The organism is Calothrix sp. CCY 0018 (assembly GCF_963920925.1).
Taxonomy (GTDB): domain Bacteria; phylum Cyanobacteriota; class Cyanobacteriia; order Cyanobacteriales; family Nostocaceae; genus Rivularia.
Window position 1 is genome coordinate 296,620 of the sequence record NZ_CAWUDI010000001.1, and the last position, 17,771, is coordinate 314,390.

Below are 17,771 nucleotides of genomic sequence, written 5' to 3' on the forward strand. Positions count from 1 at the left end.
AGACTTTATTCAAATTTATAGCGAAATAGGATTTTATTGTATAAATGAATAGATTTATATTAAAGAATTTAGAAACCTTTGATGATTGTAAAAAAAAACAATCATGCCTTGAGTAATTATCTTAATTACTCAGCTTATTCGGTAGTCAACACAATTAAAAAGATGTAAGTGTAGACTTTGACTTCGCATAAAAGGTTTAAATACTTGTTACCCAATGCTCAATGCCTATTTTATAACTCGTAATCTCTATGCAACTTGTTCACGGCTTAAATTTTAGGAATTTGCGCGGAGATTTGTTTGGTGGTTTAACTGCTGCAATTGTTGCTTTACCGTTAGCACTAGCGTTTGGGGTTTCAGTTTCACCAGAAGATGGTGCAATTATGGGGCTTTACGGTGCTATTCTCATCGGTTTTTTTGCAGCCTTATTTGGTGGAACCCCATCCCAAATTTCTGGCCCTACAGGTCCGATGACGGTGGTAATGGCAACAGTGTTTGCTACCTTTGTCAACAGAAATCCAGGAACAACAGGTGTGGCGATCGCCTTTACCGTGGTGATGATGGGAGGAGCATTTCAAATCCTTTTCGGATTGCTGCGGTTGGGAAAATATATCACTTTAATTCCTTACACTGTAATTTCCGGCTTTATGTCGGGGATTGGATTTATTATTTTATTTCTGGAAATTGGACCTTTTTTTGGACATCAAGGTTCTGCAAATGTTGTCGAATCGCTGCAAAAATTTTCTGAATATGCCAATAATGCCAATCCCGTCGCTGTGGGATTGTCTATTCTAACGTTAGTTATAGTATTTGGTTCCCCTCAAAAACTAAATCGAATTATTCCCTCACCTTTATTAGCGTTGGTAGTTTGTACGCTAATTTCTGTTTTGATATTTCCCGATAGTGGTATTCCAGTCATCGGGAAAATTCCGATGGGTTTACCCAAACCGCAATTACCTCGATTTGAACTAACTCAAATGCGAGATATGGTAGGTTATGGTTTGATGCTGGCAACTTTGGGATCTATCGATTCGCTATTAACTTCCTTGGTTGCAGACAATATTACTCGCACAAATCATGATTCTGATAAAGAATTAATTGGACAGGGAATCGGTAACTTACTCGCTGGTTTATTCGGGGGATTACCGGGTGCTGGTGCAACAATGCGAACCGTTATAAATATCCGTGCTGGTGGGAAAACTCCGATTTCGGGAATGGTTCACGCAATAGTATTATTAGTAATTGTTTTAGGTGCGGGAAAATTAACAGAAAATATTCCCAATGCAGTTTTAGCAGGTATTTTAATCAAAGTTGGTATAGATATTATCGATTGGAGCTTTATTAAACGCGCTCATAAAATATCAATGAAGGCTACTGGATTAATGTACGCGGTATTATTTATGACGGTTTTTGTTGATTTAATTACTGCTGTAGCCGTCGGTGTATTTTGTGCAAATCTATTAACTATCAAACGTTTAACCGATTTGCAAGCTAAGGAAGTTAGAGCAATAACAACCCCTGATGGAAATCATCGTAAATTGGGTTTAACTGCTTCAGAAGAACAGATTTTAAGCCGAGGGGAAGGTCGTATTTTGTTATTTCACCTTGGCGGCCCAATGAGTTTTGGTGCTGCAAAAGCAATCTCGCAGCAAATGTCGATTGTAGAAAATTATGATGTATTAATTTTAGAATTTAACGAAGTACCTTATCTGGGAGTAACAGCGACTTTAGCTATAGAAAATATTGTCAAAGAAGCATATGAGAAACGGCGAACGGTTTATCTTATAGGGGCTAGCGGCATAGTAGAAGGCAGATTACGACGATTGCCAATTTTACGACGAGTATTATTACAAAATCCAGTAAATACACGTTTGGAAGCGTTAGAAAAAGCAATGAATATTGTTAATCAGCGTCATGTAAACTCGAATGAGGTGTAATGCGCGGGTTATCGCGGTACTCAGTGATATTAATTAAATTGTCGAAAAGTAGGGAATAGGTAACGGGCAACAGGGAACAGGGAAAACTAATAAATAATCTTAGTTACTAATTTACAAATGTTGCGACTCCCTACTCCCTCAACTCTTCTATATTATTTTCCAAAGCTTGAACTAAAATAATTATCATAATATACAGGGTTGAACTAAAAATGTCAGCAAATAAAGTATTTGTATATGCTGAGTATCAAGTATCTATTCCTTTCAATCAAATTGATTGGAAATCCATCAATCTAGAAATGAAAAAATTTCCCGGATTGAAATCCAAAACTTGGTTAAGCGGGATTAAAACCAATACTGTAGGGGGTTTTTATGAATTTGATTCTGTAGAGAACGCACAAAATTATATTGATGGATTATTGATTCCATTCGCTTCGCAAATTAATGGAAATCTTAGTGTCAAAATATTCGATGGCGATATTACTGGAGAGGCTAATATTGGGATGAATTCTCCTTTCTACATCGCTGAGTGAAAAAGGTTTTTTCGTTATTTCTTTGGTAGAGGTATGTAGTAATTATAAAAACAGATTTTTTTCGATTAGATAACAGTCAATTTCGCATATAGTCTTTATTAATAGCTGCATTTTCTATCTGATTACGAAATATATTCAGCATTGATATAATTTCTGCGTGTAACTCTATATACTCCTCTCGATCGGATATCGAATATTCGCCATGTGCAATTTCATTTCTTTTTTTTAAAAGCTTAGTATCTATTAATACGGATTTTGTAGAGTAGGGTGAAAAATCGATTCCCAGAATATGAGTTATTTCTTTAAGAATTTCAGAAGAGAGGTTTGATGCAGTAGAAATTACATCTTCCGGTAGCTTACATCTTTGATTTAATTCGTCTTAAAAAAAATTACAAACAGGTATATATAATGAAGGTTTATTTGTATCTTTTGCCTCTTTGAGCTTTTCTTTCATAGCTAAAGCTAAAAAATTACTCGCAAGTTCTTCATAGGAAAGTTTTTGCATTCTGACATATTCTAGATAGGAATTTGCTGCTAATTTAACAAAACCTTCCCAGTGAGCGTAAAGAAGGCATATCCCACTCCGAATTAATGCTTTGTGCTTTGAAGAAGAAAAAGTTTTAGTTTCTATCAAAGATTTAACTTCTGAAAGCTCTTTTTTTCGCCAAATTAGATCCTTTGACAGCTTATCATTCAGTTCCTCAGCAGTTCTAACCTTCATTAGGGAGAAAATACCTCTCTACCAAGAGGAATAAGATGACGTAAACGTCTCGCAGCATTTTTCCCTGCTCCCGACGATTCTTGATAAGTTGAATTTGACCAAATAGTTTTGATCTGAGAAACTATTTGTGTTTTTTGAGGTGGATTTTGATAATGGTATCCAATTCCTAATGCTATTACTTCATATGCTGATAATAAAAAGCCTCCAAGAAATCTATCTTGCTCACGCTTGTATCTCTTAAAGCTATCATCACCCAAAGCTTCATTCAGAACATCAAAGGTTGTTTTAAAAGCTTTCTCTATATGGCTATAATCTAATTCTTTACTAATAGCCATTTGACGAATTCCGTCTGTAAGAAAAACGCTGACATCTCCCCTCAACTGCTTAATACTTCCTTCATCTTTATCAAAAAGAAGGATAAAACGTAATACTAATTCCATATCGTACTGCTCTTCATAAAGCTTGTCGCTGAGAGCTATACAACTTATAAATGATTCATGATCGGCAAGCGATCGCATCAATTCATATAAATCTTTATTTAACATCAAAAGGATACAGTTTCTTACTTCTTGAGGTGTAGCAATTGCTCCTCCTGTATTCAATCGCTGAAATAGTTCATATTTAACCATTTCATCACTTTCTTTTTCAACGATATTGACTGCAATTTTTGCTCGCTTAATCAATAAACGTTGTGCTTGGTTAAAAGAATTGTCTTTATCATTTGGATCGTCCCACTTTTTGCCTTCTAAAGAAGGTAAGTAGGTAGTTTTTTGTAAGGCTACACTTGATTTATTTTGCTGTTGCTCCTCTGTTTTTAAAATACCTACGAATTCATATATAGTTGACAATCTTTGAACACCATCAACAACATCCCAAACACCATCATCTCTTTGGCTGACAAAAATTGGTGGGATTGGTATTCCTAAAAGAATTGACTCTATAAAAGTTGATTTTTGATGGTCAGACCAACGAAAAAACCTTTGAAAATCGGGATGAATATCAATCTCATCATTTTGATAAAGGCTAATCCACTCACCAATAGACATTGAGTATCCATCTGTACGAATTTCTTGCCTTGTTTTGTCAATTTCTTCTTGCAGGGGCATGATTTCAAATGTTTTAAAATGCTATTTGTACAACTACTACTTCTTAAGAGTGATATTTAACTATTCTATCGCTAACAAAAGAAAGTTTAGCTAATATCTGATTGGCTGCTAAAAGAACTTAGCGATTGGTTAGAATTACCCGTTCAACATCAATTTTTACCCTTACTTAAATCGAATTAGTGGACTGAGACTTTGCCACAAGTCCTATGCTGCAAGAATCCACACTTTTTCTGAACGAGCTAAAATTAAAGCAGGGTTTAAGACTGTGGAATTTCTGTATAAAAAACATGAAAAGTGATTTAGGTTCCCGCTACTCTATTCAAAAGCAACTTGGCAAAAAACCAGGAAGATACACCTATTTAGCGCTTGACGAAGAAACTCAAAATTTAGTCGTCGTCAAATTGCTCAAACTCGATCGCGATTTTGAATGGGATAGCTTAAAACTGTTTGAGAGAGAAGCACAAATTTTAAAAAATCTATCTCATCCTGCAATTCCGGAATATCTCGATTATTTTGACGTTGATTCACCTGACACTAAGGGTTTTGCTTTAGTTCAAAGCTACATCGATGCAACCTCTTTAGAAGAACAAGTTTCAAACGGACGCACTTTCGACGAAGCACAATTAAAAGAAATTGCCGAGAATATTTTAAATATCTTAATTCATTTACATCAACGCAAACCTTCGATTATTCATAGAGATATCAAACCCAGCAATATTTTACTAACAAACCGTTCTGGGAATAGCGCTGGTGAAGTTTATTTAGTGGATTTCGGTTCGGTACAAAATATTACCGTTGTGGAAAATGGTACTTTAACTGTTGTAGGAACTTACGGTTATATGTCACCAGAACATTTTGGTGGGCGTGCTGTTCCCACTTCCGATTTATATAGTCTGGGAGCAACTTTAATTTATCTGGCAACCGGAATTCATCCAGCAGATTTCCCTCAAAAAGATTTACAAATTCAGTTTGAAGATAAAACCCAATTAAGTCCGTATTTTACAGCTTGGTTGAAAAAGGTATTAGAACCCAGTCAAGAAAAAAGATTTAACTCGGCACAAATAGCATTAGAAACATTACAAAACCCAGAGCCAGTAGTTAATCTCAGCTTTGCAAATCATCTTGCGATTAAACCAGTTGATACCAAAATTTTATTCCATAAAAATGCTGAAAAAGTCGAAATTATTAAGCCCGAAGCTGGATGGAATTTTACTTCGTTAGGAAAATTAACCCACAACATAGTATCTACTTTTATTGGACTATTTGTTGTCATGATTTTGTGGGATATACCGCTGATTGGATGGATTTTTTCGCTAATGCTTGTTTGCTCAGGAGCTATTAATTGGGTAAAATTTATCTTTGAATTATTTGGAAGAACTCGATTAGTTATTAATCAAAAGAAAATTTATTTGAGCTATGAACTTTTCGGTGCAAAATACGAGAGAACCAAACCATCTTTCCGCAAAAATATACTTAAGCTGGAATACATTAATTCTTTTATTCAACAGAAACAAAATTCAAGAGGAAATATCTCATACAAAGAAGTTTCACCCGCAATCATTATTTGGGCTGGGAATAAACAATATAAACTTACCGGAATCACTCAAACGGAAGTAGATTGGCTGATTAAAGAACTTAGCGATTCGTTAAAATTACCCTTTCAACGTCGAGTAGTACCTATCGTTAAATCTGATTAATTTTAGAAATCTTCTTTACCTCTACTGCCTACTGCCTAAGTAGGTGAGCGTAATTAAACATAACTGTGTTTTGTCCGCAGCGTTCACGTTCACGAAGTATGCCCGTTAGCGCAGCGTGTCCGTAGGACATAGGTAAGAGTGTTCCCTACACCGGGAATGGAGGCACGACGACGCAATCCCAGCCGTTTCGAGCAAATTACTTTTCGTTACATAGTTGGTTTTATTTCTGCCGACTTACTTATTCCCTACTGCCTATTCCCTACGGCTATTTCTTATGGAAGATATATCCTATTTCCATGATCAAGGCGATCGCTCAGATGATACTATGGCATCAAAATACGAAAACAGGGATAAATTAAGATGCTTGCAGGTAACGATTCTTTACTCAGTAAGAATGGTTCTGCTTTAGAAAGTCGCGATCCTTTGACTGGTGGCATTACTTTTACCGATACAGACGGTATTAATAATATCTTAAAGGTAACAAGCATTGGAGAAGTAACCGTTCCCACTACCATTACTACAGTTGATGTGGGAGTTGAAGTACAGGCTGCAACTGCTGCCGAAGCTCAACAGCAAGCAGCTCGGCAGACAGCAAATGTAGTGGAAGTACTAGAAAGCTTGGATGCTCAAGAACTTGAAACCACCTCAGTTCAATTGTTTCCAATCTATAGCTTTGAAGACGATACCAGAACATTAACTGGCTTTGAAGCCCGCAACACGCTTTCCTTTGAGTTGCCAAATGAAGAAGCCGGAGCCGCTATAGATGCAGCTATTGAAGCAGGTGCAAATGTGGTGCAAAATATCAGCTTCTCAGCCTCAGATGAAGCATTGCAACAGGCACGTTTACAGGCACTTACTCAAGCCGTGGAACAAGCTCTAATCGAGGCTCAGACTGTCTTTGATACTTTAAATTTAGTTTCCCAAGAAATTGTTGGCATTGAGATTTTATCACTTGGTGCCTCAAATCCTTTTCCTCAACCCCTCTTTGAGGCAAGCGTAGCAAGTGATGCAACAACTCCGATACTTGGCAGTTCCCAAACAGTAGAAGCGAGCGTTGCTTTGGATATTCTTTATGCTCCTGTTTCCGTATGAGAAGTTGAGAATTGAGCTTTGGGGATTGGGAATTGGGAATTGGGAATTGGTAATTGGTAATTTCTCCCCCATCTCCCCATCCCCCTACCACGGCAACCGGCTACCATCCCAGGAGAAAAACTCGCCGCTATCTTCTGGTTTCAAGTTTGCAATTACACCGAGCAATAACTTAACCGTATGCTTGATGGGGAATAACTTTTCTGGGGGTACGTTGCGTTGAAAGGGTTGTGAAAGATTGGTGTCTGTAGTGCCGGGATGCAAGGTAACGACAATGGTTTTAGGGCATCTTCGGCTATATTCGATTGCCGTAGTTCTCATGAACATATTAAGTGCTGCTTTCGATGCTCGATATCCGTACCATCCACCCAAACGGTTATCGCCGATACTGCCTATCTTCGCAGAAATACAGGCAAAAATATTTTTTTCTTGATGTTTAAATAAAGGCTGTAGGTGTTTGGCTAATAAAATTCCTCCGATACTATTTACCTGGAAATAGCGCATCAATTGTTCGGGATTAATTTGCCGCAGGCTTTTTTCGGGTTGCATTTCACCTTCATGTAAAATTCCCACGCAGTTGATTACTAAATGCAGCTTGTCTGTTTGTGCGCTTATCTTTTCTACTGCTGCGGATATTTGTAACTCTTGAGTAATATCCATTGAAAGACAAACTAATTTTTGAGAATATTCGCTTTGCAATGAAAATAATTCGTTAGCATTGGCAGCATTGCGATAGGTAGCGTAAATTTTAGTAATACTATTATCTTGCAATAAAGCTTTGACAAAACCCAAACCAATCCCTTGGCTAGCACCGACAATTAAAGCATTTGCGTGATTAATTTCTTCGATTACTGACATTATCTATAAGAATCCGTTTTGATATTTAGATTAACTGTTGAGTTTAGGAATTGGGAATTGGTAATTGGTAATTGGGAATTGGGAATTGGTAATTGGTAATTGTTAAGAGTTAAGAGTTAATAATATTAAATTTTCCCCATCTCCCCATCCCCCATCCTAATCCTTACTCCAACACTGTACGCAAAAAGAAAACACGGATACTACTCCTACAACTTCAATTGCGACTTGAAAAGGTGTGGGGCTTAAAGAAAAACCCCAAATTGAAAGTAAAGTTCCCATGATAACGGTGGATATACGGAGAACTTCTTCTTTAATATTTATCGCTAACCAAATAATTGCAAAGCCGATTGTCAGGAATAAGAAGTAAGTCATTATCTAATAAAAAAAGTAAGATTAAGTAGTAGATAATTATAGTTTACGCTACTGACTTTTCGGTTTATAGCGGTTTATAAGCAATGCGGGTGCTTAAAATAAAATAAGTAAAAATGCCCTTATTACAAACAAAAAAGTATCATGATGGTGTTAGTTTTATATCCCATTTATATATCAATAATTTTATAATTTATCCAAGCTTCCCAAAATATATAGATTGATAGCATTCCTAAGAAGATACGCAGTACAAGACTTACAGTAGAATCTGGTAGCTTTGGCAATGTACGAGTACTTATCTGCGCTCCTAAAATACCGCCACAAGCTAAAACTATACCTGGAATAAACAAAATATTTCCTTTTAATGTGTGTCCGATACAGGCAACTAAAGCTGTGATGACAATAACACCAAGACTTGTTTGGATAGCTACTTTAATTTCTTCTTTTAAAAGCAACATTTGCATCGGCACCATAATTGTACCGCCACCCAAACCAAATAAACCGGCTAAAACTCCGGCCGAGCCTCCGGTACCAATTCTAGAAACCACAGGGTTAAATAGTAATACTTCTGTATTCTCTACTTCCACAGCAGCTAATTGCTTGCGTAAGTCAATAAGATAAATATTAGCCAGTAGTATAATTCCGAAGGTAAAAAGGATGATATGGGGAGGAATTTGGTTAGCAAAATATACTCCAACTCCGGTAGTTAAAAAGGCTGGAATTCCTAAATAAATGATTTTTTTCCAATCTAAGTAACCCATCAACCAATTCTGTACGCTTCCAGAAATTGCAGTAATTACAATAAAAAGGCTACTTGTGGCGATCGCCTGAACGGGTGTATAACCTAATGTAACCATCAACGGAATTGTCAGAATACCGCCACCGATTCCCAATAATCCGGATATCATTCCGCTAATTAAGCCACCAACTGCCAAAATCAACCACACAAAATCAATCATAATTAAGTATTTTCTCAGTATTTTGTAAAATATTTGCTAAAAATGTTGTTCTAAAACTCCCTACTCCCTAACCTTCTACCGTTACTGGATGACTAACAACACCTCCATAAAGCAATCCTTTGTCATTCCAAGGAACTGTTAAAGGCTGAGTGTTGCCTAAATTATCTGTAGCGCGAGCTTGCAAAGAATATTCCCCCGGAGTTGGGTTCCAATCAACGTCCCAACGCACCCATGCAAAGGGTAAATTTGGTTCTCGCAATCGTGCCCTTTGCCAAGTTTTACCTTGATCTAAACTAACTTCCACGCGGACAATTTTTCCTTTTCCAGACCACGAACGTCCCCGCAGCAGGTAAGGTTTAGCACTAAGTGTCGCAGCCCAAGCCAATTCAAAAGCGCTCTTAACGTTTTGGGAAGTAATTAATTTACCTTCCGGTGGATAGTCTGAGCCTCGGAGAAATGCTTGCTTAGTAATCCATTCGCTATATATAGGTGCAGAAGAAACTTCTATTTGCTCAATCCATTTAACATTGGCGTTTCCAGCCCATCCAGGAAATATGGCTCGACATGGGCTACCGTGATCTATGGGTAGGGGTTCGCCGTTCATTGCATACACTATCAGCGAATTATCCATTTTGGCTTTGGCAATTGGCACTACAAAGCTGTATTTAGATTTCGTTCCCTTTGAATCGAGTGAATCTATATCTGTACCTTGAATTTTTACATCTACGGCATTTTTATTCAGCCCAGCCCGCTCTAATAATAAGCCAAGCGGTACCCCAGTCCATTCAGCGACACCAATAGCACCCAGCCTCCAACGGGTTCCAGAAAAAGGCTTGTTGTAAACTTCTTCAAAGAATATTCGACCATTAGCAGCGCACTCTATGGCACTAGTAACAGAAATTGACGGCATTCCAAGAATGTCATCGTAAGTAAACTCTTGGGGTGTATCAATACCCGTACCCTCAACTCGCAAACGCCAAGTAGAAAGGTCAATTGCCTTTGGTTTACTGCGATTATGGACGTAAAACCAATCATTAGGAACTATATAACCGCGTCCATACATTGCTTCCCAGTTCATCTCTAACGAGCCACTGGTGTGAGAAATATATCCTGGTGGCAATGGCTTAATGATTTTACTGCCGTTACTTTTAACGCTAGTTTTTTGCTGACTTCGAGCAGATGCAGGTATAGCCAACCCCCCAATAGCTGTTCCTCCTACAATACTGGCTAAAATTTGTAGAAAACGCTTGCGAGATAAACCATTATTTCTGCTTTCTTGCCAGATGTATTCATCAACCCTTGCTTGCAAATAATCATCTTGATCAAAGTCGTTGTTGCTCAAGCTATTATCCCCAAAAAAAATTTGTTTGTAGTAGCGCTTCAGCGCATCTTATCGGAAGCGCTGAAGCGCTACTACAAACCTTATCATTGTTACTAACTCCTAACTCCTAACTCTCTATCACCGTCCAAACACCTGTAGCTTCATCCTGTTGGTAAGAAGATAGATAGTGTTCGGCTTTATTTTGAGCAATCTCTGAAATCGCAGATAAAAAGCGATCGCAATCGTCAAAAGTATTGTATACGGCGAAGCTGGCTCGAATAATGGTCGGAATATTGCGGGTAATTCCTCTGTCAACTTCGGCAGCTATTTCTAAATCTCGTTGATCGGAAATGTTCTTCAGCTTGCGGATATATTCATAAGTACAGAAAGCCCCAGCCCGCACTCCAATTCCGTATTCCTGCGCTAGGATTTCCGCTACCAAACGTCCATCAAATCCATCAATATCAAAGGGTATTACGTGGGCAATGTCCTCACCTGTAATATGTACCTTGACATCGGGAATCTGGCGCAGTCTGGTAAATGTGTACTCAACCAAAGAATGCTCGTAGTTGGCAATACGCTTGCGTCCGAGTGATTCGATAATATGAATCGCTTTAGCAATGGCGATCGCACCCATTGCGTTGGGTGTTCCGGGGTCGTGCGCTCTTTCGGTATAAAAACGCTTTATTTCTAAGTTTCTTGTTATGTAAGGTAAATTACCGCCACCGATTTGGTAAGGGTAGCAATCATCAAAAAATTCTTTTGGTCCTAATAAAACTCCAGTTCCATAGGGAGCATACATTTTGTGTCCTGAAAAAGCCACAAAATCTAAATGACATGGGTCATCATCGGGACGCATATCTACTTTTTCGTGCTGAATCAATTGACACACATCAGCAAACATTTTCGCACCGTACCGATGTGCTAAAGCTGCCAGTTCGTAGATAGGTGGTCTGTACCCTGTAATTGTCGAAGCACCAGTCATTGTCAGCAACTTAATTCGTTCGTTTTCTGGTTTTTGCTGATGTGCTTTGAGGATATTCTCGATTTCAGCTAAATCAACGCTTCCATCTGGTTGGGTTCTATACTGAACTACCTCGTCTCTAGTTACCCAAGGAAGTAAGTTTGAAGAATGCTCGATATCGGAGACTAAGATTTTTCCAGCTCTTTTTGCCCAAAGCGTTGCTGCTCCATTGATGGCTTCGGTGGTATTCTTGGAAAAAATTACATAGTTGTTAGCGCTGGAGTTAACAAAATCCCGGATAACGTCTCGACTCGAATCGTATTCTTGGGTAGTAATAATAGATTTCTGCCCAGAGCCTCGATGCACGCTACCGTAAGAATCCAGCTTGTCATCAATATACTGCTTGAGTTGGGCAAAGGGATTGGTTGTAGCTCCGTTATCTAAATTGACGTAGTTAACATAATTTCCGTCTAAAGTTTTTACTCTAAAAAATAAAGATTCTAAATTAAATAGCGGTCTAATTTCCCGCTCCCAAAAATTATCAATATCGCGATCGTTACGCAATGGCAAACTAACTACTTCTTGCAAAACTTTCTCATTCAATGCAAGGACTTCTGCCATTTCTATTACCCCGTTAATTATTGTTTTTTCACAAGCTTTACTCTCACCACCGTCAAGAAAAGTGCTATAATATCACTTCTTATTACTAATATGGTGTTCAACAATACTTATTCGCTAGTTGAATTCTTTGAGTATGAAATGATTCTTTAACAATTCAACCAAAGATGTAACCGAAATTATATTGAATTATCTTAAATAAATGTATCTATAATTACAACGTTAGTTATAATACAAAGGTTTGATTAAGTTTTTTTGAAATAAAATAAATTAACGATTTAAAAAAAAAGCAACTAAGAATAGGCTGTTTTGATTAATTATGGCTAATTTAAGCTTATATCTGAGTTTTATTATTTAGGTAAAAGTATAAAATTATCATAAATAATGCATGTCTTACGTATATTAACTTAAAATAAGATCGTTAGCTTTGAACTTAATCTATTCAGGTATTTTACGTAAATGTGTCCGTTTATTGACTTTTATCGCATCACATAAATTGATTTTTACCTGTAAAACAAAAGCGGCAAATATCTTAAAAGCTTTGAAATCACTACTATTCAGCAGACAGTCATAAAAGCATCCACCTAATGTACTAAAGAGTACATTATTCGCATATTAAATTAGGTGTATATTAAAATATAACTTAGGAAGGATGAAATTTTGCTCATTGTTGTTTTTATGCTGATTTCTTCGTAATGCATAGAGACTTGCTGCCGAGATTAATACCTCGAATACTTCATACTTATAGTTTCTGCCCAAGCTTGAAGGAAAATAAATTTTATTTTCTCGTAATTTAACTTGGGGGGAATAATTGCACCATCTTCAAAAGACTTTGCCTAAGTGCTTACCCAGACTATATTTAACAATTTTATAAATCTTAAATGGTAAATGTTATTCCCAAGACATTTTTGGGAAATATAAGACTGACACCTAAATAGTTGAGTAATTACGTAAAAACATTAGTTATTACTACCACATTGCCGCTTTAGGATAGGCTCCCTATAAGGAAGCAATCCCAAAATTGCCCGTTCAACAATGACTAAGATGCGGCTCATCGCTTGTAATAACGCGATCGCCAAAGTTATGCGTAAATTCAAACTTTCATTTCAAAAATATAAGTAATTATGACTAAATCAAAAGTTTCAGAAAATACAAGTAATACTTTGAACCTTCCCTTGGAGCGTGAAGGATTTTTCAGCACCTTAATTCGCGAATTATCTGGTACGTTGCAGGATTTGGTTGGCTTAGAAGAAGCTTCTGGGTTTATCAGCGTCGTAGGGCAAACTATGGGCGGACAAATTAACCAGGAATATAAATCAGCCCTTAAATTATCCAATCTTTCTCGCGAGCAAATTGCTGAGGTTTTAGTTGATTTAAAAAAACGCATTCAAGGTGATTTTTATATCATCGAGCAAAGTGATGAAAAGATTGTTTTTGGCAACCATGTTTGTCCTTTTGGTGAAAAAGTTCTCGATCGCCCCTCAATGTGTATGATGACTTCTAACGTCTTTGGTTCGATAGCTGCCGATAATCTTGGTTATGCCAAAGTTGAGTTGCAAGAAACTATCGCTAATGGTGATTCTGGATGCAGAGTTGTAGTTTATTTAGAACATACAGAAGAAGCCGAAGAAGCCGTTGGGAGAGAATATTTTAAGGGATAAAAAATAGCTTTTTTAATAGGGTAACAGTAAACAGGGAATAGGCAACAGGGAAGAAGAAATATTAGTAAAGGGTAATAATAGGAGCAAGCCTTTTCATAAATTGGGCTATTTAGCCTTTTACAAATGTCAGTATAAATAGTTATTTTTTTGATTGAATTGACTTTTAATGACATGATTATTTGGATTTAAACTCAATTAGTTAATAAGAGAAGAAAATGTTAAAAGATAAAATTTCAATAACTCCCGAACAGTTTGTTGAGCTTGCCCGTGTTTTGCCAGAACCGATGTTACTCCTCAACAGCGAGGGTGAAATTTTAGCTAGCAATAAAGCTGTAACTAAAATGCTGGGTTTAGCTTATAAAAAACTACAAAATAAAATGCTTTTTGATGTAGTAGCAGAGCCATTGAATAAAGTTATTCAGTATTTACAAGCTTGTTCAAGAAGTCGGCAAATGGTTCTTGGGTGTTTGTCGTTTTATCAAGATGACGGACAAACTTCAATGTGTTGTCGTTGTGAAGGCGCACTGTTTCAACCGTCTTCTCCCCATTCTAATGCTACAATTCTTTTACGTTTAAAAAGTCGCTCTTTAGCAAGTAATAACTTTCTTTTACTGAATAAAAAAATCGACGAGTCGATGGCAGAAATTGCCTTACGACAATCAGAAGCTTTGTTGCGACAAAAAGCAAAAGATTTAGAAGAAACTCTTGACGAACTCAAACGCACGCAGTCAAAACTAGTTCATAGCGAAAAAATGTCTGCTCTCGGTAGAATGGTTGCAGGTATTGCCCATGAAATAAATAATCCCGTCAGCTTTATTTATGGCAATATTGTTCCTGCAAGTTTATACGCTCAAGATTTAATTAGAATTATTGAACTTTATCAAAAACACTATTCCAAACCCCCAAAAGAAATCGAAGCAGAAATCGAAGCGGTTGAACTAGATTTTATCAAACAAGACTTTGTTCAATTGCTTGATTCAATGCAGCATGGTACAGAAAGAATCAAAGAAATAGTTATATCGCTGCGGAATTTCTCCCGAGTTGATGAAGCTGAATTCAAAAAGGTAGATATCCATCAAGGTATTGATAGTACCCTGCTAATTTTACACAATCGCTTGAAATTGAAATCCAATCATCATGAAATTGAGGTAATTAAAGATTATTCTTCTTTACCCAAAATTGATTGTTATGCCGGACAATTGAATCAGGTTTTTATGAATATTTTGGCTAATGCTATTGATGCATTAGAAGATGAAGTAAAGAAAAATCAAAATTTTATCCCTCATATTCTTATTTCTACAGAATTATCTGACAAAAGCAATATTGTAATTCGCATTGCTGATAACGGTTCGGGAATTCCATTATCAATTCAGTCTAAACTATTCGATCCTTTCTTTACAACCAAAGAAGTTGGTAAAGGTACGGGATTGGGTTTATCTATTAGCCATCAAATTATTGTAGATAAACATCACGGTAAATTATCTTATCTATCTTCACGAGGAAATGGTACAGAATTTATTATTGAAATTCCCATTTGTCAAAAGTAATTAAAGGTTCGTAGTAGCGCTTCAGCGCCTCCGGATTCCAGAGGCGCTGAAGCGCTACTACGAACTATCAATTAATATCTAAACCATCACAGCTTGTTTTCGCAAACTTTCTACTGTAGAAACAAAATGTTCTGCAACTTGATTAATTTCTTCAACTGTATTAAATCTTCCGATACCAAAACGCACGGAAGCATAAGCTAATTTTTCGGAATGACCTAATGCTGTTAAAACGTGTGAAGGTGCCGTACTTATTGACGAACAAGCTGAACCAGAGGAAACTGCCATTATCGGCTGCAATCCTAACAATAATGCCGAACCATCAACCCCCTCAACGCTAATATTCAAATTTCCCGCTAATCTTTTATTAAGATGTCCGTTAAGATGAATTCCTTTTAATTGCGAAATCTGTTCCCACAAGCTTTGCCTTAATTGAGCTAAAAATTCGTTTTCTGTAGCTTGAGTTTCTAAGGAAATTTCTACCGCTTTACCGAATCCGACTATTTGCGGTGTATATAATGTACCCGACCGTATATTTCGTTCCTGTCCGCCGCCATGTTGCTGGGAAGCTAGTTTAACTCTGGGGTTGCGCCGACGCACGTACAAAGCTCCGATTCCTTTAGCACCGTAGACTTTATGTGCTGTTAATGACATCAAGTCAATATTCATCGCTTGTACGTCTAAGGGTATTTTACCGATCGCCTGAGCGCTATCTGAATGGAAAATGATATCGCGTTCCCTACACATTGCACCAATTTCTGCCAGCGGTTGCAAAACCCCGATTTCGTTATTTGCAGCCATGACTGAAACTAGGATAGTATCATCGCGAAAGGCTTTTTCTAACTCTTTAAGATTAATAATGCCATCTTTTTGTACGGGAAGAAAAGTAATTTCAAAACCGAGAGTTTTTAAATAATTACAAGGATCTATGACTGCACTATGTTCGGTTTGTACGGTAATAATATGCTGCCCTTGAGAAAAATAAGCTTCTGCAACACCTTTAATAGCTAAATTATTGGCTTCCGTCGCACCGCTGGTAAAAATGATTTCTTCGGGAGTTGCGTTAATAGCTACTGCAATTGTTTCTCGTGCTTTTTTTACAGCAGCTTCCGCTTCCCAACCGTAAATATGACTAATACTTGAAGGATTACCAAAGTGTTGGGTGAAGTAAGGTAGCATTGCATTCAATACTCTTTCATCAACGGGTGTTGTGGAGTGGCAATCTAGGTAGATGGGACGTTGAGACATGGTTGCTAGTGGGGAGAGGGGGAGACAAGGAGATGGAGAGAGGGGGAGATGGGGAGATGGGGAGATGGGGACAAGGAGATTTTTAAGCTTTAACCTTAGTAACTCCTAACTCCTAACTCCTAACTCCTAACTGTTCACTGCTCATTGATAATACTGCTTAATTTTTTCAGAATACTCAAAACTTGATATAGTTCGTTTTGTCTTCTAAATAATGTAAATTCATCAGACATTGCGTAAACGGGTTTATCTTGGATTGTTAGTTTCAAGAAAGTAAAATGGCTGCCATTTGTTACCAATCCAAATACAGGTTTTTCCTTATTGGGATTATTTAGCATATAAGTCAATGCTTGGGGTATGGCTTCTAACAAAGAAAAACTTGCTTTTTTAGATTCAACTACCAATAACCATAATTGTTGTTGAACTACTAAAACATCTATTCTACCTCTGACAATTTCATCTTTATCTTGTACGGCAAGTTCGATAGATTTTTCAGTTGCTAGATAAAAAGGATTGTTATAGAAACTAGCTAAATCTAATAAGGGAGATAAAACCACCATTTTCACCGCATTTTCTAAAAATGGTGGCTGCATTATTAAATGTAAGAAGTTAGCTTTGACTCTATCTAAAAATTTTTTTTCTAAATCATTGATCTCAGGTAAATTTTGCAACCATTCGGAAAAAAAATCTTCGCTATCTGATTTATGTAATTTAAAATTTTCTTCTAGATAAGCAACATTTATATTTTGAGCTTGGATAATTTGAACCATAGTTTATTTACACAAGCAATTTTATCTATAATAACCGAAAAATAACTTCTTAATAACTGTAGTTCTAGCCAATATATCGTGACATCCTTATTTTTTAGAAGTAAACATAATCAGCAAGAGTAATTTTGTACAAGAAGCATGAGGAGATTGTGAAGAGGAGTTAGGAGTTATTAATAATGGCTCATCATTACATAGTATGCTAAATCATAAGTAATAAACCGCTGTAATACTTGCTGGGCAAAGGCTTTGTCTCTTGTTTACGTCCTTTTTTACTAATATCGTCCTTTTTTTTCTTCTGCCTTCTGCCCTCTGCCTTCTGCCTTTTCACGACTATTTAATTAACATACCAAGTACTGAAGAACCTTAATAATAAACCTTTAATTAA

At 36.9% G+C, this 17,771-nt stretch carries 16 protein-coding genes and 1 pseudogene; 7 read left to right on the forward strand and 10 right to left on the reverse strand.

Going from position 1 to position 17,771, the window contains the following annotated elements; genetic code table 11:
• Nucleotides 1–248 precede the first annotated feature (248 nt).
• Together ACM03V_RS01300 and ACM03V_RS01305 are read left to right on the forward strand one after the other, a co-directional pair.
• Entirely contained in the window at nt 249–1,934 is a 1,686-nt protein-coding gene (locus ACM03V_RS01300) for a SulP family inorganic anion transporter (RefSeq protein ID WP_414618933.1), read from the forward strand.
• Between the two features lie 209 nt (nt 1,935–2,143).
• Nucleotides 2,144–2,464 carry a YdhR family protein gene (locus ACM03V_RS01305; protein ID WP_414618934.1) on the forward strand — a complete coding sequence of 107 codons (321 nt, stop codon included), beginning with the start codon at nt 2,144–2,146 and terminating at the stop codon, nt 2,462–2,464.
• A gap of 76 nt (nt 2,465–2,540) precedes the next feature.
• On the opposite strand, the pseudogene ACM03V_RS01310 reads toward ACM03V_RS01305, so the two are convergent.
• Both ACM03V_RS01310 and ACM03V_RS01315 read right to left on the reverse strand, forming a co-directional pair.
• Nucleotides 2,541–3,185, reverse strand: a pseudogene (locus tag ACM03V_RS01310) (MAE_28990/MAE_18760 family HEPN-like nuclease).
• Nucleotides 3,185–4,291, reverse strand: coding sequence for a DUF262 domain-containing protein (locus ACM03V_RS01315; RefSeq protein ID WP_414618935.1), 1,107 nt, complete (start codon nt 4,289–4,291; stop codon nt 3,185–3,187). The pseudogene ACM03V_RS01310 and the gene ACM03V_RS01315 overlap by 1 nt, the downstream one beginning before the upstream one ends.
• A gap of 287 nt (nt 4,292–4,578) precedes the next feature.
• Here ACM03V_RS01315 and ACM03V_RS01320 point away from each other — a divergent pair, with 287 nt between their 5' ends.
• From ACM03V_RS01320 to ACM03V_RS01330, 3 genes are all read left to right on the forward strand, one after another.
• On the forward strand, nt 4,579–5,988 hold the full coding sequence (locus tag ACM03V_RS01320; protein WP_414618936.1) for a serine/threonine protein kinase: 1,410 nt from the start codon (nt 4,579–4,581) through the stop codon (nt 5,986–5,988).
• Between the two features lie 138 nt (nt 5,989–6,126).
• Nucleotides 6,127–6,288 (forward strand): hypothetical protein, encoded by a 162-nt coding sequence (locus ACM03V_RS01325; RefSeq protein ID WP_414618937.1) that lies wholly within the window; start codon nt 6,127–6,129, stop codon nt 6,286–6,288.
• 60 nt (nt 6,289–6,348) lie between these two features.
• Nucleotides 6,349–7,080 (forward strand): SIMPL domain-containing protein, encoded by a 732-nt coding sequence (locus ACM03V_RS01330; protein WP_414618938.1) that lies wholly within the window; start codon nt 6,349–6,351, stop codon nt 7,078–7,080.
• Between the two features lie 84 nt (nt 7,081–7,164).
• Here the strand turns inward: ACM03V_RS01330 and ACM03V_RS01335 are convergent, their stop codons facing one another.
• The 6 genes from ACM03V_RS01335 to ACM03V_RS01360 all read right to left on the reverse strand — a co-directional run bounded on the left by ACM03V_RS01335 (nt 7,165) and on the right by ACM03V_RS01360 (nt 13,263).
• The gene (locus ACM03V_RS01335) at nt 7,165–7,935 is read right to left on the reverse strand and encodes an SDR family NAD(P)-dependent oxidoreductase (protein WP_414618939.1); all 771 of its coding nucleotides are present in this window, start codon (nt 7,933–7,935) and stop codon (nt 7,165–7,167) included.
• Between the two features lie 156 nt (nt 7,936–8,091).
• The gene (locus ACM03V_RS01340) at nt 8,092–8,307 is read right to left on the reverse strand and encodes a hypothetical protein (RefSeq protein WP_414618940.1); all 216 of its coding nucleotides are present in this window, start codon (nt 8,305–8,307) and stop codon (nt 8,092–8,094) included.
• A gap of 167 nt (nt 8,308–8,474) precedes the next feature.
• Complete coding sequence (locus tag ACM03V_RS01345) at nt 8,475–9,263, reverse strand: sulfite exporter TauE/SafE family protein (RefSeq protein ID WP_414618941.1); 789 nt, start codon at nt 9,261–9,263, stop codon at nt 8,475–8,477.
• Nucleotides 9,264–9,330: 67 nt separating this feature from the next.
• Complete coding sequence (locus ACM03V_RS01350; protein WP_414618942.1) at nt 9,331–10,605, reverse strand: sulfite oxidase; 1,275 nt, start codon at nt 10,603–10,605, stop codon at nt 9,331–9,333.
• A 106-nt stretch (nt 10,606–10,711) separates the two neighbouring features.
• Nucleotides 10,712–12,169 (reverse strand): aminotransferase class V-fold PLP-dependent enzyme, encoded by a 1,458-nt coding sequence (locus ACM03V_RS01355; RefSeq protein WP_414618943.1) that lies wholly within the window; start codon nt 12,167–12,169, stop codon nt 10,712–10,714.
• A gap of 956 nt (nt 12,170–13,125) precedes the next feature.
• Nucleotides 13,126–13,263, reverse strand: a complete 138-nt coding sequence (locus ACM03V_RS01360; RefSeq protein WP_414618944.1) for a hypothetical protein — start codon at nt 13,261–13,263, stop codon at nt 13,126–13,128.
• A 27-nt stretch (nt 13,264–13,290) separates the two neighbouring features.
• Here ACM03V_RS01360 and ACM03V_RS01365 point away from each other — a divergent pair, with 27 nt between their 5' ends.
• Nucleotides 13,291–13,827 (forward strand): methanogen output domain 1-containing protein, encoded by a 537-nt coding sequence (locus tag ACM03V_RS01365; RefSeq protein ID WP_414618945.1) that lies wholly within the window; start codon nt 13,291–13,293, stop codon nt 13,825–13,827.
• 215 nt (nt 13,828–14,042) lie between these two features.
• Complete coding sequence (locus tag ACM03V_RS01370) at nt 14,043–15,374, forward strand: ATP-binding protein (RefSeq protein ID WP_414618946.1); 1,332 nt, start codon at nt 14,043–14,045, stop codon at nt 15,372–15,374.
• A gap of 78 nt (nt 15,375–15,452) precedes the next feature.
• Here ACM03V_RS01370 and ACM03V_RS01375 read toward each other — a convergent pair whose 3' ends face one another.
• Both ACM03V_RS01375 and ACM03V_RS01380 read right to left on the reverse strand, forming a co-directional pair.
• Nucleotides 15,453–16,619 (reverse strand): cysteine desulfurase family protein, encoded by a 1,167-nt coding sequence (locus ACM03V_RS01375; protein ID WP_414618947.1) that lies wholly within the window; start codon nt 16,617–16,619, stop codon nt 15,453–15,455.
• Between the two features lie 134 nt (nt 16,620–16,753).
• Nucleotides 16,754–17,386: a type I restriction endonuclease gene (locus ACM03V_RS01380; RefSeq protein WP_414618948.1), complete on the reverse strand. Its 633-nt coding sequence runs from the start codon at nt 17,384–17,386 to the stop codon at nt 16,754–16,756.
• Nucleotides 17,387–17,771 lie beyond the last annotated feature (385 nt).